At 43.5% G+C, this 20,593-nt stretch carries 17 protein-coding genes; 5 read left to right on the forward strand and 12 right to left on the reverse strand.

Annotated features, from left to right (window positions below; translation table 11 throughout):
• Positions 1-9: 9 nt before the first annotated feature.
• Genes rlmH through V6259_RS03950 form a run of 4 tightly spaced genes read right to left on the reverse strand, consistent with a single transcriptional unit; the run spans position 10 to position 2,778 of the window.
• Positions 10-477: a 23S rRNA (pseudouridine(1915)-N(3))-methyltransferase RlmH gene (rlmH, locus tag V6259_RS03935; protein WP_133010995.1), complete on the reverse strand. Its 468-nt coding sequence runs from the start codon at positions 475-477 to the stop codon at positions 10-12.
• A 9-nt stretch (positions 478-486) separates the two neighbouring features.
• Positions 487-840: a ribosome silencing factor gene (gene rsfS / locus V6259_RS03940; RefSeq protein WP_133010994.1), complete on the reverse strand. Its 354-nt coding sequence runs from the start codon at positions 838-840 to the stop codon at positions 487-489.
• Positions 837-1,508: a nicotinate-nucleotide adenylyltransferase gene (gene nadD / locus V6259_RS03945; RefSeq protein ID WP_341583400.1), complete on the reverse strand. Its 672-nt coding sequence runs from the start codon at positions 1,506-1,508 to the stop codon at positions 837-839. The genes rsfS and nadD overlap by 4 nt, the downstream gene beginning before the upstream one ends.
• Positions 1,498-2,778, reverse strand: coding sequence for a glutamate-5-semialdehyde dehydrogenase (locus tag V6259_RS03950; RefSeq protein ID WP_341583401.1), 1,281 nt, complete (start codon positions 2,776-2,778; stop codon positions 1,498-1,500). Before V6259_RS03950 ends, nadD begins: the two co-directional genes overlap by 11 nt.
• Before the next feature lie 134 nt (positions 2,779-2,912).
• On the opposite strand from V6259_RS03950, the gene tsaA reads away from it, so the two are divergent.
• Complete coding sequence (gene tsaA, locus V6259_RS03955) at positions 2,913-3,629, forward strand: tRNA (N6-threonylcarbamoyladenosine(37)-N6)-methyltransferase TrmO (protein WP_341583402.1); 717 nt, start codon at positions 2,913-2,915, stop codon at positions 3,627-3,629.
• Positions 3,630-3,640: 11 nt separating this feature from the next.
• A complete protein-coding gene (locus V6259_RS03960; protein WP_133010990.1) occupies positions 3,641-3,892 on the forward strand; it encodes a hypothetical protein in 252 nt (83 codons plus the stop codon).
• A 134-nt stretch (positions 3,893-4,026) separates the two neighbouring features.
• Here the strand turns inward: V6259_RS03960 and rpsA are convergent, their stop codons facing one another.
• The 6 genes from rpsA to gyrA all read right to left on the reverse strand — a co-directional run bounded on the left by rpsA (position 4,027) and on the right by gyrA (position 13,786).
• Positions 4,027-5,709 (reverse strand): 30S ribosomal protein S1, encoded by a 1,683-nt coding sequence (gene rpsA / locus V6259_RS03965; RefSeq protein ID WP_133010989.1) that lies wholly within the window; start codon positions 5,707-5,709, stop codon positions 4,027-4,029.
• A 163-nt stretch (positions 5,710-5,872) separates the two neighbouring features.
• Positions 5,873-6,556, reverse strand: a complete 684-nt coding sequence (gene cmk / locus V6259_RS03970; protein ID WP_133010988.1) for a (d)CMP kinase — start codon at positions 6,554-6,556, stop codon at positions 5,873-5,875.
• Between the two features lie 19 nt (positions 6,557-6,575).
• Positions 6,576-8,816, reverse strand: a complete 2,241-nt coding sequence (locus V6259_RS03975) for a prephenate dehydrogenase/arogenate dehydrogenase family protein (RefSeq protein ID WP_341583403.1) — start codon at positions 8,814-8,816, stop codon at positions 6,576-6,578.
• A gap of 20 nt (positions 8,817-8,836) precedes the next feature.
• Complete coding sequence (gene pheA, locus V6259_RS03980; protein ID WP_133010987.1) at positions 8,837-9,958, reverse strand: prephenate dehydratase; 1,122 nt, start codon at positions 9,956-9,958, stop codon at positions 8,837-8,839.
• Between the two features lie 5 nt (positions 9,959-9,963).
• On the reverse strand, positions 9,964-11,043 hold the full coding sequence (gene serC, locus V6259_RS03985) for a 3-phosphoserine/phosphohydroxythreonine transaminase (protein WP_341583404.1): 1,080 nt from the start codon (positions 11,041-11,043) through the stop codon (positions 9,964-9,966).
• A gap of 70 nt (positions 11,044-11,113) precedes the next feature.
• Positions 11,114-13,786 (reverse strand): DNA gyrase subunit A, encoded by a 2,673-nt coding sequence (gyrA, locus tag V6259_RS03990; RefSeq protein ID WP_341583405.1) that lies wholly within the window; start codon positions 13,784-13,786, stop codon positions 11,114-11,116.
• 346 nt (positions 13,787-14,132) lie between these two features.
• Between gyrA and ubiG the strand changes: the two genes are divergently transcribed.
• The 3 genes from ubiG (at position 14,133) to V6259_RS04005 (ending at position 18,620) form a co-directional block, all read left to right on the forward strand.
• Positions 14,133-14,858, forward strand: coding sequence for a bifunctional 2-polyprenyl-6-hydroxyphenol methylase/3-demethylubiquinol 3-O-methyltransferase UbiG (ubiG, locus tag V6259_RS03995; RefSeq protein ID WP_341583406.1), 726 nt, complete (start codon positions 14,133-14,135; stop codon positions 14,856-14,858).
• Between the two features lie 31 nt (positions 14,859-14,889).
• Complete coding sequence (locus tag V6259_RS04000; protein ID WP_341583407.1) at positions 14,890-15,636, forward strand: YciK family oxidoreductase; 747 nt, start codon at positions 14,890-14,892, stop codon at positions 15,634-15,636.
• 62 nt (positions 15,637-15,698) lie between these two features.
• Positions 15,699-18,620 carry an insulinase family protein gene (locus V6259_RS04005; protein ID WP_341583408.1) on the forward strand — a complete coding sequence of 974 codons (2,922 nt, stop codon included), beginning with the start codon at positions 15,699-15,701 and terminating at the stop codon, positions 18,618-18,620.
• An 8-nt stretch (positions 18,621-18,628) separates the two neighbouring features.
• Here the strand turns inward: V6259_RS04005 and V6259_RS04010 are convergent, their stop codons facing one another.
• Positions 18,629-19,189 carry a hypothetical protein gene (locus V6259_RS04010; RefSeq protein WP_341583409.1) on the reverse strand — a complete coding sequence of 187 codons (561 nt, stop codon included), beginning with the start codon at positions 19,187-19,189 and terminating at the stop codon, positions 18,629-18,631.
• 103 nt (positions 19,190-19,292) lie between these two features.
• On the reverse strand, positions 19,293-20,498 hold the full coding sequence (gene fabV / locus V6259_RS04015) for an enoyl-ACP reductase FabV (protein ID WP_133010980.1): 1,206 nt from the start codon (positions 20,496-20,498) through the stop codon (positions 19,293-19,295).
• Between the last annotated feature and the right edge of the window lie 95 nt (positions 20,499-20,593).

Here is a 20,593-nt window from a genome sequence, read left to right on the forward strand (position 1 = left end):
AATTACCCTCTATCTGTGATACGGATGATTATTCATTAAGGTCCAAGCACGGTATATTTGCTCAGCAAGAATAATCCGTACCATAGGGTGCGGAAGTGTTAAACGAGATAATGACCAGACTTGGTCTGCTCTAGAAGTACAGCGAGGGTCCAGCCCATCAGGCCCACCCACTAGCAAACTGACATTGTAGCCGTCCATTCGCCATTGTTCTGTTTGATCGGCTAATTGCGCTGTTGACCACTCTTTACCAAGCACTTCCATCGCGATGACTTTATCACCCTGGGGAATCGCATCGAGCATCAAATCACCTTCTTTGCGAATTGCTTTAGGAATATCGGTATTTTTCCCTCGTGGCGACATAGGGATTTCTACCAATTCTAAAGCAAAATCTTTGGGTAACCGTTTGGCATAATCATCATAGCCTTGTGTTACCCATTTCGGCATCTTTGTACCAACAGCAATCAATCGAACACGCATTTCAAGGCCTTACATTACTTCTGGTTTAATGTCCCAAAGCTTTTCTAGATCATAAAATGCTCTAGCTTCTTCCGTCATCACATGAACGACAACATCATGCAAGTCTACCAAGACCCAATCACTGCCTGACCCACGACCTTCAAAACCCAATGGCTGAAGTCCTTTAGATTTCAGATGCACGATGACATTTTGACCCAAGCCATTAACATGACGCTTAGAGGTACCAGTACAAATGACCATATAGTCCATCATGTCTGTGTGCTTTGAAACATTCAACACAGTGATCTTATCACCTTTGACATCTTCCAGTGCTTCCACTGCTAAAGCTAAGATTTGATCTGCTGTGAGATTAGGCTGACTCATAAAGTTACGATATCCTGATATAATTTATTTTCTATTATGTATGTTTGTACGGGCTCTGGTAGCAGATACGCAATGGATTCCTGTTTATTACACAAGATCCTTATCATGCTGGAAGAAATCTCCAAAGATGGCAGCATTTCTAGCCAAACAGAGCCTGAGGGCGCGCATTGTAACTCATGCGATGAAGCGGCACGATAGTTTTCGCAGAAAGCGCTCAATTCTGAGATTAATTCTGGCTCCCAACCAGGTCGAGAAACGACCAAGATGTGCGCATATTCAATTAATTTTCGCCATTCAGACCAAGTCGGTAGCGATAAAAAGCTGTCCATTCCCAATACCATAATCAATGGCACATCCGGTCCGATTTCGGCTCGAATATCTCTCAAGGTATCAATTGAGTAACTCGGCCCCGCTCTTAAGATCTCTCTTGAATCTACCGCCAATCTAACATCGCTAGAAATAGCCATTTTAGCCATTTCCAAACGTTGCTGAGCGGTGACACTGGGTAGCCCTTTATGAACAGGTTGAAAACAAGGAATCAACTTCATCGTCTTGAAATTAAAACGATCTAAAATCTCCACGGCTACTCTTAAATGACCATTATGAATAGGATCAAATGTCCCACCCATAATGGCCACACCAGAAGGCTTTTTTGTTTTAATTGTCACGCGTATGACCATCACCTAAAACAATGTATTTCTGACTGGTTAAACCAATCAAGCCAACGGGGCCGCGAGCGTGTATTTTATCCGTAGAAATACCAATTTCTGCCCCTAGACCATATTCAAAGCCATCTGCGAACGCTGTGGATGCATTCACCATTACAGACGATGAATCCACCTCTGTCATAAAGGCCCGAGTCTTTGAATAATCTTGAGAAACGATCGCATCTGAATGGTGCGAGCCATAGTGATTAATATGAGCGATCGCGTCATCCATATCTGTCACTATCTTAATTGATAATTTAGGGGCAAGGTATTCGGTAAACCAATCTTCTTCTGTGGCTACGCCAATTGTTATCTGCGACGCAACGGATTCGGCAACGATAGATCGAGTCGCTTCACAACCAACGAGCTCAACCCCTTTTTCATGAAACGCCGACACCAGTGTTGGCAACACTTCTGCCGCAATCGCCTGATGAATCAACAAAGACTCCATCGCATTACAAACACCATAGCGACGCGTTTTTGCGTTTATCGCTATATTGAACGCTTTTTCTAAATCTGCCTCATCATCAATATAGACATGGCAATTACCATCCAAATGCTTAATGACAGGAATTCGAGCATCACGACTGATGCGCTCAATTAATCCCTTACCACCTCGAGGTACTATCACATCAACATAGTCTGGCATGGTAATTAATTTGCCTACGGCATCACGGTCAGTGGTATTTAATACTTGCACCGCATGCTCAGGCAAACCAACAGCATTCAAACCAGCTGAAACCGCCTTGGCAATGGCTTGATTCGAATAGAAAGCCTCAGATCCACCTCTTAAAATGGTAGCGTTGCCGGATTTTAAACACAGGCTTGCCGCATCAATCGTAACATTTGGACGAGATTCGTAAATGATACCAACAACACCTAAAGGCACTCGCATTTTTCCCAATTGAATACCAGAAGGTCTATAAAGCATATCGGTTATCTCACCAATAGGATCAGGCAAAGCCGCCACCTGCCTAAGACCTTCAATCATGCCGTCAATACGAGCATCATTAAGTAATAAACGGTCTAATAACGCAGCGTCTAACCCTTTTTCTTTACCATTTTTAATGTCTTTAGTATTTTCTTCTATTAGTCGAGGTCGAGCATTTTCTAACGCGTCAGCCATCGCCAATAACGCACTATTTTTATGTTCTGTGGAAGCTTTTACAAGCAAACGAGAAGCGGCTCTCGCTTGCTGACCAATTTGATTCATATAGGATTCTAAAGACATTTTTAATCTCTAATTACGTTAATAAGTAGTATCGATAGCAGTAAAGTTTATCGTGTGGGCAACCATATAATCAGTATACTAACACAAACTATTTAATCCTTTAGTCTTGAATTTGATCATAAAAAGGAAGCACCTTGTCTGTTCCACTACATTTTAACCTAGCCACCGTTGGCATCGTTCACTCATGCTACAAAGAAAAATTTGGCATCCCCAGACAACCGGGACTGGTCACGGAAGCGACTGCAAGAATAGAGCTACTTCCTCCATACAACAGACTAGACACATTAAGTGGGTTAAGTGATTTTTCCCATATCTGGATTCAGTTCATTTTTCACGCCACCATGAACGAAAACTGGAAAGCCAAAGTCCGCCCTCCACGCTTAGGCGGAAAAATTAAAATGGGGGTTTTTGCCACTCGCGCCACGCATAGACCAAACCCGATAGGGTTGTCTGTCGTTAAACTTGGCAAAATCTACCAGGAAAACAGCAAAATATTTATCGAGTTACACGGGGCGGATTTACTAGATGGCACGCCAGTTTTAGATATAAAGCCATATATTCCTTATGCCGACAGCATTCCAGATGCTCAAGGTGGCTTCGCACCACAAGCGGACAACACCACCAAGGTAGTTTTTTCTGAGCTGGCCAACATCCAATGCGCACACTACCAATCATTGCATCAACGAGATATTAAGACTTTAATTAAACAGATTGTTGAGCAAGACCCTAGGCCATCCTACTTACAGAATAAAGAAGGCAAAGAGCATGGTATAAGTTTGTGGGATTTGAACATTAGATGGCGAGCCCATCCAGAGCATTTTGAAATACTCCATATTGAGCACACCCAATAAGGACAACTAAGATGAATAAAAAAGACTTCTTAAAGACGTACAAGAATATCGATAAATTAAAACAAGCGGACGATTCTAAAAGCGAGAAAACTCCGCCACTGTACCGCTCTCCTTATGATGAAAAGCTCATCAAAGACATGCATTTTGCAAAATTTCAGAAGAACCTTCAGCAAACTCAAAACAATGACTCACTGAAACAGTTATTAGAAAAAGAAAACTGGGACGAAGAAGACACAAAGACACTGCTAAAATCACTCCGATAACAGGTCACACAGAGTCTATACCCACAGTTATCCACATGTTTTATGTATAGTTTTCTTGTCAACGCGTTATCGTAATTTTGACATAAAAAAAGCGGGCCTAAGCCCGCTTTTTAATAGCTAATGAAAATCAAAACTTAGTTTTGGTTTTCTAGTTGTGCTTTGATCAAATCACCGATAGTGGTAGGACCGTTCGCTTCAACTTGTTGCTTCTCAGAATGATTCTTAAGAGCAGTTTTTTCTTCAGTTGCATCTTTCTGCTTGATAGAAATTGTAATAGTACGAGCTTTACGATCAACACTAATGATCGCTGCTTCTACTTTATCGCCTTCTTTCAATACTGTTGTTGCATCTTCAACGCGCTCACGGCTAATTTCAGATACTTTCAAAGTAGCTTCAATGCCTTCAGCTAGAGTAACAACCGCACCTTTAGCATCAACAGAAGAGACAACACCGTTTACGATAGTGCCTTTGTCGTTTTCAGCAACGAAACCAACAAATGGGTCTTCTTCAAGTTGTTTAACGCCAAGAGAAATACGCTCGCGCTCTGCATCGATAGACAATACAACAGTTTCAAGAACATCACCTTTCTTGTATGCACGAACTGCGTCTTCACCTGTTTCTTCCCAAGATAGGTCAGAAAGGTGTACAAGGCCGTCAATGCCGCCGTCAAGACCAATGAACACACCAAAGTCAGTGATAGACTTGATTGCGCCAGAGATTTTGTCGCCTTTGTTGAAAGATGTAGCAAATTCTTCCCATGGGTTCATGGTGCACTGCTTGATACCCAAAGAGATACGACGACGTTCTTCGTCGATATCAAGAATCATAACTTCAACTTCATCACCGATCTGAACTACTTTAGATGGGTGGATGTTTTTGTTAGTCCAATCCATTTCAGATACGTGAACTAGACCTTCTACGCCTTCTTCAAGTTCTGCGAAGCAACCGTAATCAGTCAAGTTAGTAACTTTAGCCGTTACTTTAGTACCTTCTGGGTAACGCGCTTTGATAGCTACCCATGGATCTTCACCCAATTGCTTAAGACCTAGAGACACACGGTTACGCTCGCGGTCAAATTTAAGGACTTTAACATCGATTTCATCGCCAACAGCAATGATTTCGCTTGGGTGCTTAATGCGTTTCCAAGCCATGTCAGTGATGTGTAGAAGACCATCAACACCACCAAGATCAACGAACGCACCGTAGTCTGTAAGGTTCTTAACGATACCTTTAACTTCTTGGCCTTCTTCTAGAGAAGCAAGTAGTGTTTCGCGTTCAGCGCTGTTAGTCGCTTCCATAACGGCACGACGAGATACAACAACGTTGTTACGTTTTTGATCAAGCTTGATAAGTTTGAACTCTAGATCCACACCTTCTAGGTGAGACGTGTCGCGGATTGGGCGAACATCTACCAAAGAACCAGGTAAGAAAGCACGGATATTAGCGATATCAACTGTGAAGCCACCTTTGACTTTACCATTGATAACACCATTGACGATGGCGCCTTCTTCGTAGGCTTTTTCAAGAACAGCCCAAGTTTCAGCACGTTTCGCTTTTTCACGAGACAATTTAGTCTCGCCGAAACCATCTTCAACAGCTTCAAGTGCAACTTTAACTTCGTCACCGACTTTAACGTTGAACTCACCACTTTCCGTTAGGAACTGAGCACGAGGAATTACGCCTTCAGATTTAAGACCTGCATGAACAGTTACCCACTCGCTGTCAATATCAACAACAAGACCAGTAACAATTGAGCCTGGCGCCATTTCGACGGTTAACAGGCTTTCTTCAAACAGTTCTGCGAAGCTTTGAGTCATTGTATTTCCTATATAGTTGACCAAAAAATCTTGGTCTTATCCGTATCACCAGCAAATACGGGTCAGTTTTTATGATTGTTGCGATAAGAGCGTTGCTGGTCTCCCACCGACTTGAATAACATTTAATCTATTCTAGCACATTTAACACACACAAAAGAACAGGTTATATAAGACCAGCCTTTGCTGTTTCAGCAAATACCATCTCAACCACCTGATCTATTGTAAGTTCAGTACTATCTATAACTAGGGCGCCTGCTGCAGGCACTAAAGGCGCGATGGCTCGGTTGGCATCACGCTCATCTCTTTCTTTTATAGATTTTACTAATTCTTCAAAATTAACCACGGCACCTTTCTGCTCCAATTGAAGCAAACGTCTTTGCGCTCGCTCCTCTGCAGAGGCCGTTAAAAAGACTTTAATTTGTGCATCAGGAAACACAACCGTCCCCATATCACGTCCATCCGCAACCAACCCTGGGGTCTGGGCAAAAGCACGCTGACGCAACAATAAACCTTCTCGCACTTCAGGAATAGCCGCTAATTTAGATGCATTATTACCCACTTCTTCGGTTCTAATCGCCTGAGTAACAATTTCACCTTCTAAAATAATTTCAACTTTACCATCTTCCGCTTGCTCAAACTGAATATCCAAATGCTCAGCCAGCACCTTTAATGTTTCTGCATCGTCTACTGACATACCATGGTGAGACACAGCCAACGCCAACAATCGATACAATGCACCGCTATCAAGCAAACGCCATCCCAGTTTCTCTGCGATTAGCTGGCTGACAGTGCCTTTACCGGCACCACTTGGACCATCTATCGCGATGACTGGAGCTTGATTTATCATAAACATTCCTCTTCAATTACTACTGCATTACCGCACAATGAAAACCCAACTGTGCCGTAATACTCTCTAATTCGTTAAATTCTTCTAATAATTTCTGACAATCATTTACTTTGGTTATTTCTTTACTGCGCAAACCAAGCGTCAGCATAGCCAAAGCCAAACGATCGTCACCAGCACAGTCCACTTCACCACCCGATGGCATACCACCAGTGATTAATAAATTACCTGAGCTGTATTCACATACGATGCCAACATGCATTAATGCATCAATTAAAGACAAAATACGATCTTCATAATAATACGGTAAATCAGACACACCTCGTATTACACTAACACCAGAAGCATAAGCCGCCGCCACACAAACAAACGTCAACTCTTCACGCAAACAATAAACCTCGTCAGCACTAAGTTCAAAAGAAGATAATGGCGAAAATGAGACATTCACCGTACCAACAGAAAACCCACCTGACGCTTTTTCTATAATCCGAAGATTCGCCCCAATCCTTTTCAAAAAAGGCAAATAAGGTGATGCCATTTCACCAATCAACGCATTCTGAATACTCAATCTTGAACCCGGCGATAGCGCGGCAGACAGTGCTAACCAAGCCGTTTGATTAACATCTCCCGGCAACTCAATATCCGTTCCTTGCGGTGTTGTTGGCACCAGACTGACAACACGGCCGTCAATTGCAACATTAAGGCCAAAACATGAAAACAAGGTTTTTATCTGCGACACACCCTGTCTACAGGCACGTAACTCAGAACCCTTTGGGCAATACAACATGGCAAACATAGCCGCAGCATGTAGCTTTTTCGAGCCATTACTTAATACTAAAGACACTCGCTGCGAGTTTGATGGGGCCAAGGATACTGGCAAACAATCCGCAGTAGCCGTCATTACGTGACCACCCATGGAGCGTGCAATATCAAACAATTCTTTCATCGGCTGATTCAACAAAGCCCCTTCACCGATTAAAGTAACAGGAAAGCTTTGACCCGCTAAAACGGACAATAAAAGAGACAAACTCACGCCAGACTGATGCACATTGATCGGTGCAATAGGTGCTTGCAACCCTTTCAAACCAACACCATGAACCCTTAGCTGATTGGAAGCAACCTCTTCAATGACTACCCCCATATCCCTAAAGGCCTGCATGGTCACACGAACATCGCCAGTCAAATCGACATTACGCAAATGACTCACACCATGAGACAGACTCGCTAGCGTAATCGCTTTATGTGACAATAACTTGTCACCTGATAAAGAAACATCTCCCTTTATCGATGAGGCCGGTGCAACACTGATAGTGACAGGCTTTACTTCTTTAATGACTTTAGAAGTACGCTGCTCTAATAACCTTAAAAAATGATCTCGCGCAGACTTTGCTCGGGTAAAAACACCAAACATACTCGCACCATCACCCTGTTCGATGGCAGACCTCATGACCGATAATCGCTCAGTAAAGTGATCTAAGGTCGCTAATGTTGCATCTTTATTAGATAAGAAAACATCTCGCCACATGACAGGATCGCTTGACGCAATACGCGTAAAATCACGAAACCCACCCGCAGCAAATTTGAATACATCTTGACTACGATCACTGTTAGCTAATGCATCAACCAATGTATAAGCAAGCAAATGTGGCAAATGGCTCGACGACGCCAAAACATGATCATGATGCTCAACATCCATACTCACCACATCAGCACCAACCGCCACCCACAATTGATGCAACCGATCCAACAAAACCGGATCACTGCTGACCAAAGGCGTCACAATCGCCATGTGCTTTTCAAACAACTGAGAATTAGCGGCTAATACACCACTTTTTTCCGCACCTGCAATAGGATGACTCGGTATAAAATTCGCAGGCACCTCACCAAAGACTTTTTTGGCGGCACTGATTACACTGCCTTTCGTAGAGCCCACATCGGTCAGCAGAGTCGTCGCTTTTAAATACGGCTGTATTTCTAATAGCACGGACTCCATAGCTCTAACGGGAGTCGCTAAAATGATCACATCCATGCGCGCAATGTATTCTTCTGTCAGAGCGGCAGGATGATCAATAACACCTGTCGACACACCTAAGGCCAACTCACCTTCTCTACGGTCTGCACCGTAAAGCGTGGCCAAACCTCTTTCTTTTAGCGCCTTGGCAAAAGAGCCACCAATCATGCCAAGCCCGACAATCAATACATTACCGAACGGCTTAACCTCCTGGAGAAGATCAAGCACGCTTTCTGAATCATTTCTATTCACAAACAACACCAACCATTAGACTAAAGAACGGCAATCGGGTAAGAGCCAAGCACCTTCACTTCAGACGCTCGAGCTCTTAACTCTTCAATTACCGCCTGACAACCTTCGTCTTGATAATGACCAACAAAATCGATGTAAAAGATATATCCCCAACGACTCATCAGTGAAGGTCTTGTTTCAAGGCGGGTCATATCAACACCATGACGCTCAAACGCCTCCAACAAACGATATAGAGCACCCGGCTCATTTTTCGCACTGATCAACAAGGAGGTTTTATCTTTACCACTAGCTGGTACATCCTGATTCCCAACAATCAAAAAGCGCGTCGTGTTATCAGGACGATCTTCTATATTGGCAGATATCGTCATCAGACCATACAATTCACACGCCACTTCACCCGCAATGGCCGCTACAGCACGACCGTTCTTGCCCGCTTCTGCCGCAAGACGTGCCGCTTCCGCGTTAGAACTCACCGCCACGCGCTCGGCATGTGGCCAATAACGATCCAACCAAGCACGACATTGCGCCAACGATTGCTGATGCGAGTAAATATGCGTCACTTCATCCGCATTACTATGCGGACTCACTAACAAATGGTGGTGGATACGCACTTCCACTTCACCACAGATTTTTAATTGCGAATCTCGAAAGCTGTCCAAGGTGTGATTCACCACACCTTCAGTGGAGTTTTCAACTGGCACCACACCATAATTGGCCGCACCAGACTCGACTTCACGAAACACCTCATCAATCGCCGCCATCGGCGCACTGACAATAGATTTACCGAAGTGCTTCAATGCCGCCTGCTGCGTAAAGGTCCCTTCTGGCCCCAAAAACGCAATGCGCATCGGCTTTTCAAGCGCCAAGCAAGAAGACATAATTTGACGAAAGATCTTCGCCATTTCTTCATTGCCAAGTGGCCCTTCATTGCGCTCCATCACGCGACGCAATACCTGAGCCTCGCGCTCTGGACGATAAAACACCACGGCGTCGCCACCTTGATCAGCCAACTTCACTTCTGCTACTTTTTGAGCACACTGAGCTCGTTCATTAATCAATGATTGAATTTGCGAGTCGATGGAATCAATTCGATCTCTCAGCAAAGGCAGTGTTTCAGGCACAGACTGTTTCGTATTTGCCATAATAATTATCCGTGACGCTGTTCAAAAGAATGCATGAAGTCGATCAAGGCTTGCACCCCTTCCATCGGCAAGGCGTTATAAATACTCGCACGCATACCACCAACAGAACGATGGCCTGCTAAGGTTCTCAAACCGGCCGCTTCTGACTCTTCTAAGAACAAGGCTTCAAGAGACTCATCCGCCAACACAAAAGGCACATTCATACGCGAACGATACGCAGGGTCGATCGGATTAGAATAGAAACTGCTTTCGTCAATCGCACGATACAAGGCCTCAGCCTTACGGATATTGGCTTGCTCAATGGCGTCTACACCGCCTTGATTTTCCAACCACTCAAACACCAAGTCCGCTAAGTAAATCGCGAAAGTAGGTGGCGTATTGATCATCGAATCATTTGCCGCCAAATTTGCAAAATTCCACGTTGTCGGCAAGTCATCACTGCTGCGCGCCAACAAGTCTTTACGAATAATACAAATGACCACACCCGCTGGGCCCACGTTTTTCTGAGCGCCCGCGTAAATCAAACCGTATTTGCTAACGTCTATTTTACGAGACAAAATAGTAGACGATAAATCCGCCACAATCGGCAAAGACGTTTCTGGCAATTCAGAAAACTCCAAACCACCAATGGTTTCATTCGGACACAAATGCAGATACGCTGCACTTTCATCCAATGCCAAAGAAACAAAATCAGGTACAGTTTGGTACTTCTGCTCTTTAGAAGACGCTACCACATTAACCTGACCGTATTTTTTTGCTTCTTTAATTGCCTTGGTGGACCATGCGCCCGTATCCAAGTAACAAGCCGAGTCAAAGCCATTCATTAGGTTGGCAGGAATCTGTGCAAACAAGGTAGACGCGCCACCCTGTGCAAACAAGATTTCATAGTCATCACTAATATCCAGCAACCGCGTCAAACGCGCTTTTGCCGAAGCAAGAATAGACATGAACTCAGCACTGCGGTGACTCATTTCCATTACGGAAACGCCAGCGCCATGCCAATCCAACAATTCAGACTGCGCTTTCTTTAGAACTTCTTCAGGGAGTGCAGCTGGACCAGAACAAAAATTATAAACTCGGCTCATCCTGTTTTTTACCTCTAGTATCCAGGATCTAACTTAAACAAAAGCGACGCACCAAGGTGCGCCGCTTTTATTACTCTTTGTCTTCGGTGGTATCAGGCGTCTCACCAGAAGCAGTAGTCGGCGCTGCCGCCTCATCTACTCCAAGCTCTTCATCCTCTTCCACATCACCTTCATCGTCCTCGACAACACGAACCACACCCACTAGGTGCTCATCGTTTGTGAGGCGAATCAAGGTAACACCTTGTGTGTTTCGACCTTGACAAGAGACTTCGGTGACGCGCGTACGAACCAAGGTTCCTTGATCTGTGATCAAGATAATCTCATCCGTTTCGTCCACTTGAGTCGCACCAACCACTGGGCCATTACGCTCAGACACTTGGATACCGATAACCCCTTGACCACCACGACCATAGACAGGGAAGTCGTCAATCGCAGTACGTTTACCATAACCATTTTCACAGGCCATCAAGACGGCAGCGCCTTCTTGAGGAACGATCAAAGAAACCACTTTAGCGTCTTCGCCTAAACGAATACCACGAACACCTGCTGCAGTACGACCCATGGCACGAACATCGCCTTCAGAGAAACGAATCGTTTTACCAGAGCTAGATACCAACATAATGTCATCATTGCCAGTTGTTTGAGCAACACCCACAAGGGCATCCGTCTCATCCAAGCTCAATGCAATCAAACCGGTAGAACGAGGTCGAGCAAAATGCTCCATCGCCGTTTTCTTAACAGTACCGTTAGCGGTTGCCATAAAGATGTAGCTGCTTGCTTCTTGAGCGTCTTCATCAACTTCTGCATCAGCATCTGACTTTTCTGGCGCCGTCAGTGGTAGCAATGCTGAAATATGTTCGCCTTCAGCCAGTGGCAACAAGTTAACAATCGGACGACCTTTCGAGTTACGACTGGCCGTTGGAATCTCAAACACTCGCAACCAGTACACTTTACCGAAGTTACTAAACAGCATAACCGTGTCATGACTGCTTGTTACCAACAAATGACTAATGTGATCTTCGTCTTTCATGGCTGAAGCAGATTTACCTCGACCGCCACGGCGTTGAGCTTTGTATTCTTCTAATGGTTGAGATTTCGTATAACCTGTATCCGAAATAGTCACAACCATAGGCGCTTCATCAATCAAATCGGCAATCGTCAAATCTTGACGAGAGGTTAAGATCTCAGTTCGACGCACATCGCCAAAAGAATCACGAACATCTTCTAACTCTTCACGAATAACTTCCATCAAACGATCAGGGTTAGACAAGATTTCCAACAGTTCAGCAATCAACTCAATCAGCGCTTTGTATTCCGCCATGAGCTTTTCGTGCTCTAACCCTGTTAAACGATGCAGACGTAAATCAAGAATAGCTTGCGCTTGGTCTGGAGAAAGGTGGTAAGCACCATCAACAAAACCATATTGCACATCCAGATCATCAGGACGACACGCATCAGAACCTGCTCGCTCCAGCATTGCCATTACATTGCCTGGCTGCCAAGATTCCGCAACAATTCTTTCTTTTGCTTCAGCCGAGGTTGGCGACATTCTGATCAATTCAATAACACGATCGATATTGGCCAGAGACACTGCCAAACCTTCCAGAATGTGACCACGTTCACGCGCTTTGCGAAGCTCGAAGATAGTACGACGAGTCACCACTTCACGACGGTGTTTAACGAAACATTCAAGAATTTGTTTCAGGTTAAGCAATTGTGGACGACCATCTACCAAGGCCACCATATTGATACCAAAAACAGACTGTAGCTGTGTTTGAGTGAAAATATTATTTACCACTACGTCTGGATTTTCACCGCGACGCAATTCAATAACAATACGCATGCCGTCTTTATCAGACTCATCACGCAATTCACTAATACCTTCTAGCTTTTTGTCTTTTACCAGCTCAGCGATTTTTTCAATAACTTTCGCTTTGTTCAGCTGATAAGGAATTTCAGTGAAAACGATGGATTGGCGATTGCCCTTTTCCATGTCTTCAAAATGATGACGAGCACGCATATAAATGCGGCCGCGACCTGTTTTATAAGCCTCGACAATACCCGCACGACCATTAATAAAGGCCGCTGTTGGGAAGTCAGGCCCAGGCACATGCTCCATCAACTCTTCGATAGTAATGTCAGCATTATCAATGACAGCTAAGCAGCCATCGATTATTTCCCCTAGATTATGAGGGGGAATATTTGTCGCCATACCAACAGCAATACCTGCAGAACCATTTACTAATAAAGCAGGCACTCGTGAAGGCATTACTGATGGCATAAACTCTGTACCATCATAGTTAGGTACAAAATCTACAGTTTCTTTCTCAAGATCCATTAATAGATGATGAGCAATTTTCGCCATACGAATTTCGGTATAACGCATTGCTGCAGCACTATCACCATCAACGGAACCGAAGTTACCTTGGCCATCAACCAATGTATAACGCATGGAAAAAGGCTGAGCCATCCGTACGATAGTGTCATAAACTGCGACATCACCATGTGGATGGTATTTACCGATCACATCACCGACGATACGCGCGGATTTTTTGTACGGTTTATTCCAATCGTTTTTCAGTTCATTCATCGCGAACAAAACACGACGATGGACAGGTTTTAAACCATCTCGTACGTCTGGTAATGCACGCCCAACAATTACGCTCATTGCGTAATCGAGGTAGGAACCCTTTAGTTCGTTTTCGATACTGACGGGAATAATTTCTTTGGCTAATTCACCCATAGATACAACCGATCCTTATGCCTCGGAGTCTGACAGACGCCCTGATATCTTTTTATAAGCGCTGCATTGTATCATAAGGAAATAAATAACACCTCTGCGACAGGATCTTTTGTTTGCTAATTGGCGACTAATTCAAGACCTTCAATTTGACACATTTTAAGACTCGATTCAGACCATTAACTGACAAAGAAACTGTAAGCAAGCTAAGTTTCCTATTGGTTGCCTCTATTGATCTCGCTATAATGCAAAGATTACTTTGGCCAATCCGCCACTAAATGGCAGACATCTATCCAAATCAACACCCTAGATGCCAAAAAGCGCCCTACAACACCACTGGAAATTAACCATGACCAACACAAAAGAACAGCACGACAATGTCGATTTTACTGAAGTGGCTAAATTTGAAGCGCTAGCCAGTCGTTGGTGGGATACCGAAAATGAATTCAAACCTCTACACGACATCAACCCATTACGAGTCGACTACATTAACGAACGCGCAGACCTCTCTGGCAAAAAAGTAATCGATGTAGGCTGTGGTGGTGGCATATTGTCAGAAGCCATGGCAAAACTCGGCGCTGACGTAAAAGGCATCGATATGGGCGAAGCACCGCTGGCCGTCGCCAAGCTGCACTTAGAAGAATCTAAACTCGACATCGATTACGAAAGAATCACTGCCGAAGAGATCGCGGCACGCGAAGCCGGCACTTACGACGTCGTCACCTGCTTAGAAATGCTTGAGCACGTACCTGATCCAGCGTCTGTTATCAAAGCATGCATGACACTTGTCAAACCCGGCGGCCATGTGTTCTTCTCTACTATCAACCGCAATCCCAAGGCGTATTTATTTGCGATCATTGGCGCTGAATATATCTTAAACATGCTACCAAAAGGCACTCACGACTACGCCAAATTCATTCAGCCTGCCGAACTTAACAATTACGCACGACAAGCAGGACTAGAAGTCTCTCATATGACAGGATTGACTTATAACCCAATCACTAAGCAATATAAGCTAACGGACAAAGACGTGTCTGTGAATTACATGGTGCATACTCAAAAACCCAACCTGTAATTGATAAAAACAAAGAGATAAAGGAGGCGTTATGTTTGATTATCAAGCCCCAGAGCAACTACTCAAAGACAAGATAATTCTGGTTACTGGCGCAGGAGATGGTATTGGTAAAACCGCCGCTCTCACCTACGCACAACATGGCGCTACCGTTGTCTTATTAGGCAGAACCACTAAAAAGCTAGAAACGGTTTACGACATCATTGAAGCGAAAGGCTACCCACAAGCCGCCATCGTACCCCTCAATCTAGATGGCGCCAATGAGCATGATTTTGTGGAGCTAGCCACTACACTAGAAAATGAATTCGGACACTTAGATGGCATTTTGCACAACGCCAGCTTACTAGGAGAACGAACACCACTCGAAACTTATGACGCCGAAACGTTCGACCAAGTCATGAAAGTCAACGTGTTCAGCCAGTTCATGATGAACCAAGCCCTCATCCCCTTACTAAAGGTAGCCACTAGCGCATCTATTGTATTTACAACGTCCAGTGTGGGTAGAAAAGCAAGAGCTTATTGGGGCGCTTACTCTATCTCAAAATTTGCCACAGAAGGAATGATGCAACTGCTCGCGGATGAATTAGAAAACACCTCCAACATTCGCTGTAACGCCATCAATCCAGGCGCCACTCGCACCGCAATGCGCGCCTCAGCCTATCCTGCAGAAAATCCGGACACCCTTCCTACACCAGAAGATATAATGCCCGTTTACCTGTATTTAATGGGCGCTGATAGCCAAGGCATTAATGGAAAATCATTAGATGCTCAAATAAAATAAAATTGCACGCAATGGGAATCCTTCCATTGCGTGCCCATTAACAATTCAGCTACCATGCTGAAATGACATTATCACCTAGAGCACTAATTAATTTACTTATTTTTTCATTTGCAACCATCGGCATTCATTCTTATGCCGTAGCAGATAGCCCACCATCGCCTACACCCCACTCCCTTCCCAACAAGGCAACAAGCGATAAGAACAACTACAATTTACTTACTCTTAAAAACGGATTGCGCGTCATTCTTGTCAGTGATCCCGAAGCAGAACGCTTTGCAGCGTCAATGGCGATTAATGTTGGCAGCTATCAAGACCCTAAAAACCAACAAGGTTTGGCTCATTTCCTAGAGCATATGCTACTTTTAGGAACAAAAAAATTCCCGACGCCTGGCGAGTACCAATCCTACATCAGCAATCATGGCGGAACTTATAACGCCTACACCAGCATCAACTCTACAAATTTCTTTTTCGACATACAAAAAAATAACTATGAAGGCGCTATTGACCGCTTCTCTCAATTTTTCATATCGCCACTATTAAGCTCATCCTCTGCACAGAGGGAGAAAAATGCCGTTAATGCTGAATACAAAGCAAAACTGACCAGTGAACGCCGAAGACTCAACCAAGCCTTCAAAACCCTACTAAATCCAGATCACCCTCAAAGCAAATTTACTGTAGGAAGCCTCAGCACACTAAAGGACAGACCGCATAACCCGCTACACCAGCAACTACTAAAACTCTACAAACAAAACTATGTCGCCAGCAACATGGCCTTAGTATTAGTCGCCAATTTACCTTATATTCAACTCGAAGCACTGGCCGAAAAGTATTTTTCAGCAATACCATCAGGGGAGATTAAAAAAAGACCACAAGCCCCCCCTTTACTTAAGGCTGGCATGCCTCAGCTGCAATTCACGCGACCGAATATCAATAGCAACATGCTGTCTTTCTGCTATCAAATTGACAGCCAAAACAAAAACTTTCGCACGCGCCCAGCTCGCTATTTATCATATTTACTGGGAAATGAAAGCAAAGGGTCACTTTATGCCTCACTGAAAGACAAAGGACTTATAAACAGCCTAGATAGCAGCCTCTCACCCGATTACGAAAAAAATGCTTTATTCTGCACAAGAATACGTTTAACGGATAAAGGCAACCAACAAATAAACGACGTTGCACAAGCATTTTTTGCAACCATCGATACCATTAAATCCACCCCTATCAACCCCACCTATCTAGATGAAGACTTAATACTTAGCAAGTTAACTTACGATTACCACAACTACATAGAACCTCAAGCTCTCGCAAAACTGTTGTCTTCAAGAATGCTATCGATTCCCCTTAAAGACACCTTAAGCAGCTTTAGAATCGAAAAATCAGCCAGTGAAGAAGTCATCACTCACATCTTGAACGAACTAAATAGCAAAAATCTTTTAGTACAACTTTCCACCCAACAGAAACTTCCAACGTCGTGGGCAAAAGAGCCACTAAAATGGCAGACAGAACCTTGGTATCAGAGTCAATACAGTAACAACCAATTTAGCCAAAGCTTTTTAAATATCGTACATTTATCGGCAAAAAGTACGCTCGTTACGCTACCTAGGAAAAACCCATTTATCCCCAAAACGCTGACATTAATCGATGAACAAGATGCAACACCACACGTCATTTATCAGAAAAAAGATTTTGTATTTTGGCATAAGGCAGACACCAGCTTTAAAAAACCAACTGGCATCAACTTTCTGGCCATTCGTTTTAAAAATGCAGCCAATACCGCTAAGCACACCGCATTAAATTACCTATGGACCAGAACGTTTAACGACAGCATCAGTGACTCAACTTACGAGCCGTATATTGCCGGACTAGGTTATAGCTTATATCCCCATTTAAATGGCATCACCATAAACACCACAGGCTACTCAGGCAAACAAGGAGACTATTTAGTTTGGCTTGTCGATCAACTTTTCTTATTTCGTCCAGATCAAGAAGACTTTGAACGCATAAAATCTCAACTTCAAAAAGATCTTGATAACCAAAAAAGTCGCCAAGCCTATCAAGGTGCTAATATGGCACTCAATTCGCTCATTACAAAAAATAATTTCACGACCAAAGAGCTAGAAAAAGCCCTTCAACATTTATCTTTAAATGATCTACAAAACTTTATTAAAGAGGCCAAAAGCAGCTTTGATGTTATTGCCTACAGTACCGGCAACCTATCTAAAAGCAGCACAATACAACTAGCAAAAACACTTCACGCGCGCTTTACTGGCAGATTAGCAGATCAGATACCAAGACCTGTAGAAACGAAACATCTAGTACCGCAAGAAAAAATTGAATATCGCTTTCCCTCTATTAGTAAAGACAGCACCATACTTTATTCACTAATTGATACAGACCCTCAAACAGCCAAAAAAACGGAATACGAAGCAACACTACAAATGTCGTATTTTTCTATCTTATGCAATATTCTGAATAGTCGTTTCTACAACCAACTTCGAACCGTTCAACAACTAGGCTACATTGTTGCAGTGGAGGATTTAAGCACCCGCAACACCCCTATTTTGGGATTTTTAATACAGTCTCCTAATAAAGACTCCACCACCATTATAAAAGCCATTGAAAAATTCATTCATACACAAGCAATACTATTGCAATCATTACCTCAAGAAGATTTCCAGAATGCTAAAAACAACCTACTTCATAACTTAAAAAACAAAGCGAGAAACTTAGGCGATAACGCCTACGACGAATGGCATGAAATAGCCAAACACCAACAAGATTTCGACCATAAAAAACAAGCTATTCAAGTTGTAACAGAGATGACACAGAAAGGATTTATTCAATATATCAAGCAAAAGATAGAAGAAGGCAACACCGCAAAGATACTCATCCACAATAAAGCATTAGATAAGAATGTACTTTTAAAAGGAAAGTGGGAAAAAGCTCAACCAGAGGGCAACAATCTTATGTTAGAAAAACCATAAGATAAGATTCAACCGCCTATCAATTTCTCCAACTTATCTTCTTGTGTCGCAACAGGCTTAGACTTTGTCGTCGACGTTGCACCAGAATTATTCGGTCTCACTTCTGAAAATTCGCCTGTATCTAGCGTATTGGACTGAGCTGTATTTGTCCCCTGAGCCTTATCAAGCTTATTAAGCTGATCACCAAACACACCTATTTCAGGCATCATCCGCAAGCGCTTTTCTTGAATATCGTCCGGTATGTGACCAGTGAATAAAACGGTAAATGGCGCGTCTTTAGTTCGCTTATTCACTTCGTCGTAAATGGCTTGCTCTCTGGCTGCAATGGTTTTACGCTCTAGATAAGAGCGATCATCCCCGGTATCGGTGACAACAACATTTAGACCCAATGGCGAAGCTTTCTTCTGCTCTGCAGGAATAATTGCCACCTTGTCTGGCGAATTAAGCACAACTTGATGACGACCATGAATCACCTGATTTCCATAAATAATATCCACAGGCTGAATCTCGACCGTTTGTGCAAAGGTCATTAATGGATACAAAAACGCAACGCCTATAATTTTTTTCATAACCACCCCAAACGCAGAGTCCATACTATAAGAGATAATCAAACAATAAAAAAGGAGACTAAGCCGTTACCTAGTCCCCTTTTTCTACAAGGCTATTATTAGCTTATGGTAACGTAATAACGTCAAATTCAACCAATGGGTTCGAATCAGCGTTGTAATCAACACCGTCAAGGCCAAAGCCGAAAAGCTTTAGAAACTCATCTTTGTAAAGTTGATAATCTGTTTCTTCAAACAAGTTCTCATCGGTGATTTGTGGCCACAACTCACGACAAGCTTGCTGTACATCTTCGCGTAATTCCAAATCATCTAAGCGTAAACGGTTAGCAGTATCTACGAATTCAGCCGGATTATGATTGTTATATAAACGTTCAGAGAATAGGCGATAAACCTGATCCATGCAGCCTTCATGAAGACCTTTTTCACGCATTATTCTAAAGACCATAGCAAGATATAATGGCATAACAGGAATGGCAGAAGACGCCTGAGTGACTACAGATTTCAATACCGCCACATTCGCACCGCCATTAAGTGGTGATAACTGGCCATTAATCGCCGCAGAAGCACGATCTAAATCTTCTTTCGCCTTACCTAACGCGCCATGCCAATAGATAGGCCAAGTGATGTCAGAACCGATGTAAGAGTAAGCGACCGTACGAACACCCTCTGCCAACACGCCCGCTTCTTGCAACGCAGACATCCACAATTCCCAATCTTGGCCACCCATTACCGTCGTCGTTGCAGCAATCTCTTCTTCTGTTGCTGGCTCAATTTCCGCTTCGATAATGACATCTTTATTCGTATCAATCGCAGTTGAACGGTAAGTTTCGCCAATTGGCTTCAACACAGAACGAATCACTTCACCAGTCTCTGGCATTTTACGCACTGGCGATGCCAATGAATAAACCACCATGTCAATTTCACCAAGGTCTTGCTTGATCAATTCGATTACTTTGTCACGCGCTTCATTCGAGAAAGCATCACCGTTGATACTCTTCGCATACAAGCCTTCTTCTTTTGCTACTTTTTCAAAGGCTGCCGCATTGTACCAACCTGCCGTACCCGTTTTCTTTTCACTAGCAGGTTTTTCAAAGAAAACACCGATTGTTGCCGCACCAGACCCAAATGCCGCCGCGATACGAGAAGAAAGGCCATAACCACTAGAAGAACCAATGACCAATACTTTTTTAGGGCCGTTTTCAATTTGGCCTTTCTCTTTTGTAAAAGCAATCTGGTCTCTTACGTTTTGTTCACAACCTACAGGATGGGTCGTCGTACAAATAAATCCGCGAATCTTTGGTTTAATGATCATATTATCTTCTCAACGTCATGTTTTGCTTACACCTTGCCCAAACAGAAAATCCTTTCGTCAGACAAGACAAATCTATGCACAATGATACAATAGCT

The sequence above is a fragment of the Marinomonas sp. TI.3.20 genome (assembly GCF_038155025.1).
Taxonomy (GTDB): Bacteria; Pseudomonadota; Gammaproteobacteria; order Pseudomonadales; family Marinomonadaceae; genus Marinomonas; species Marinomonas flavescens.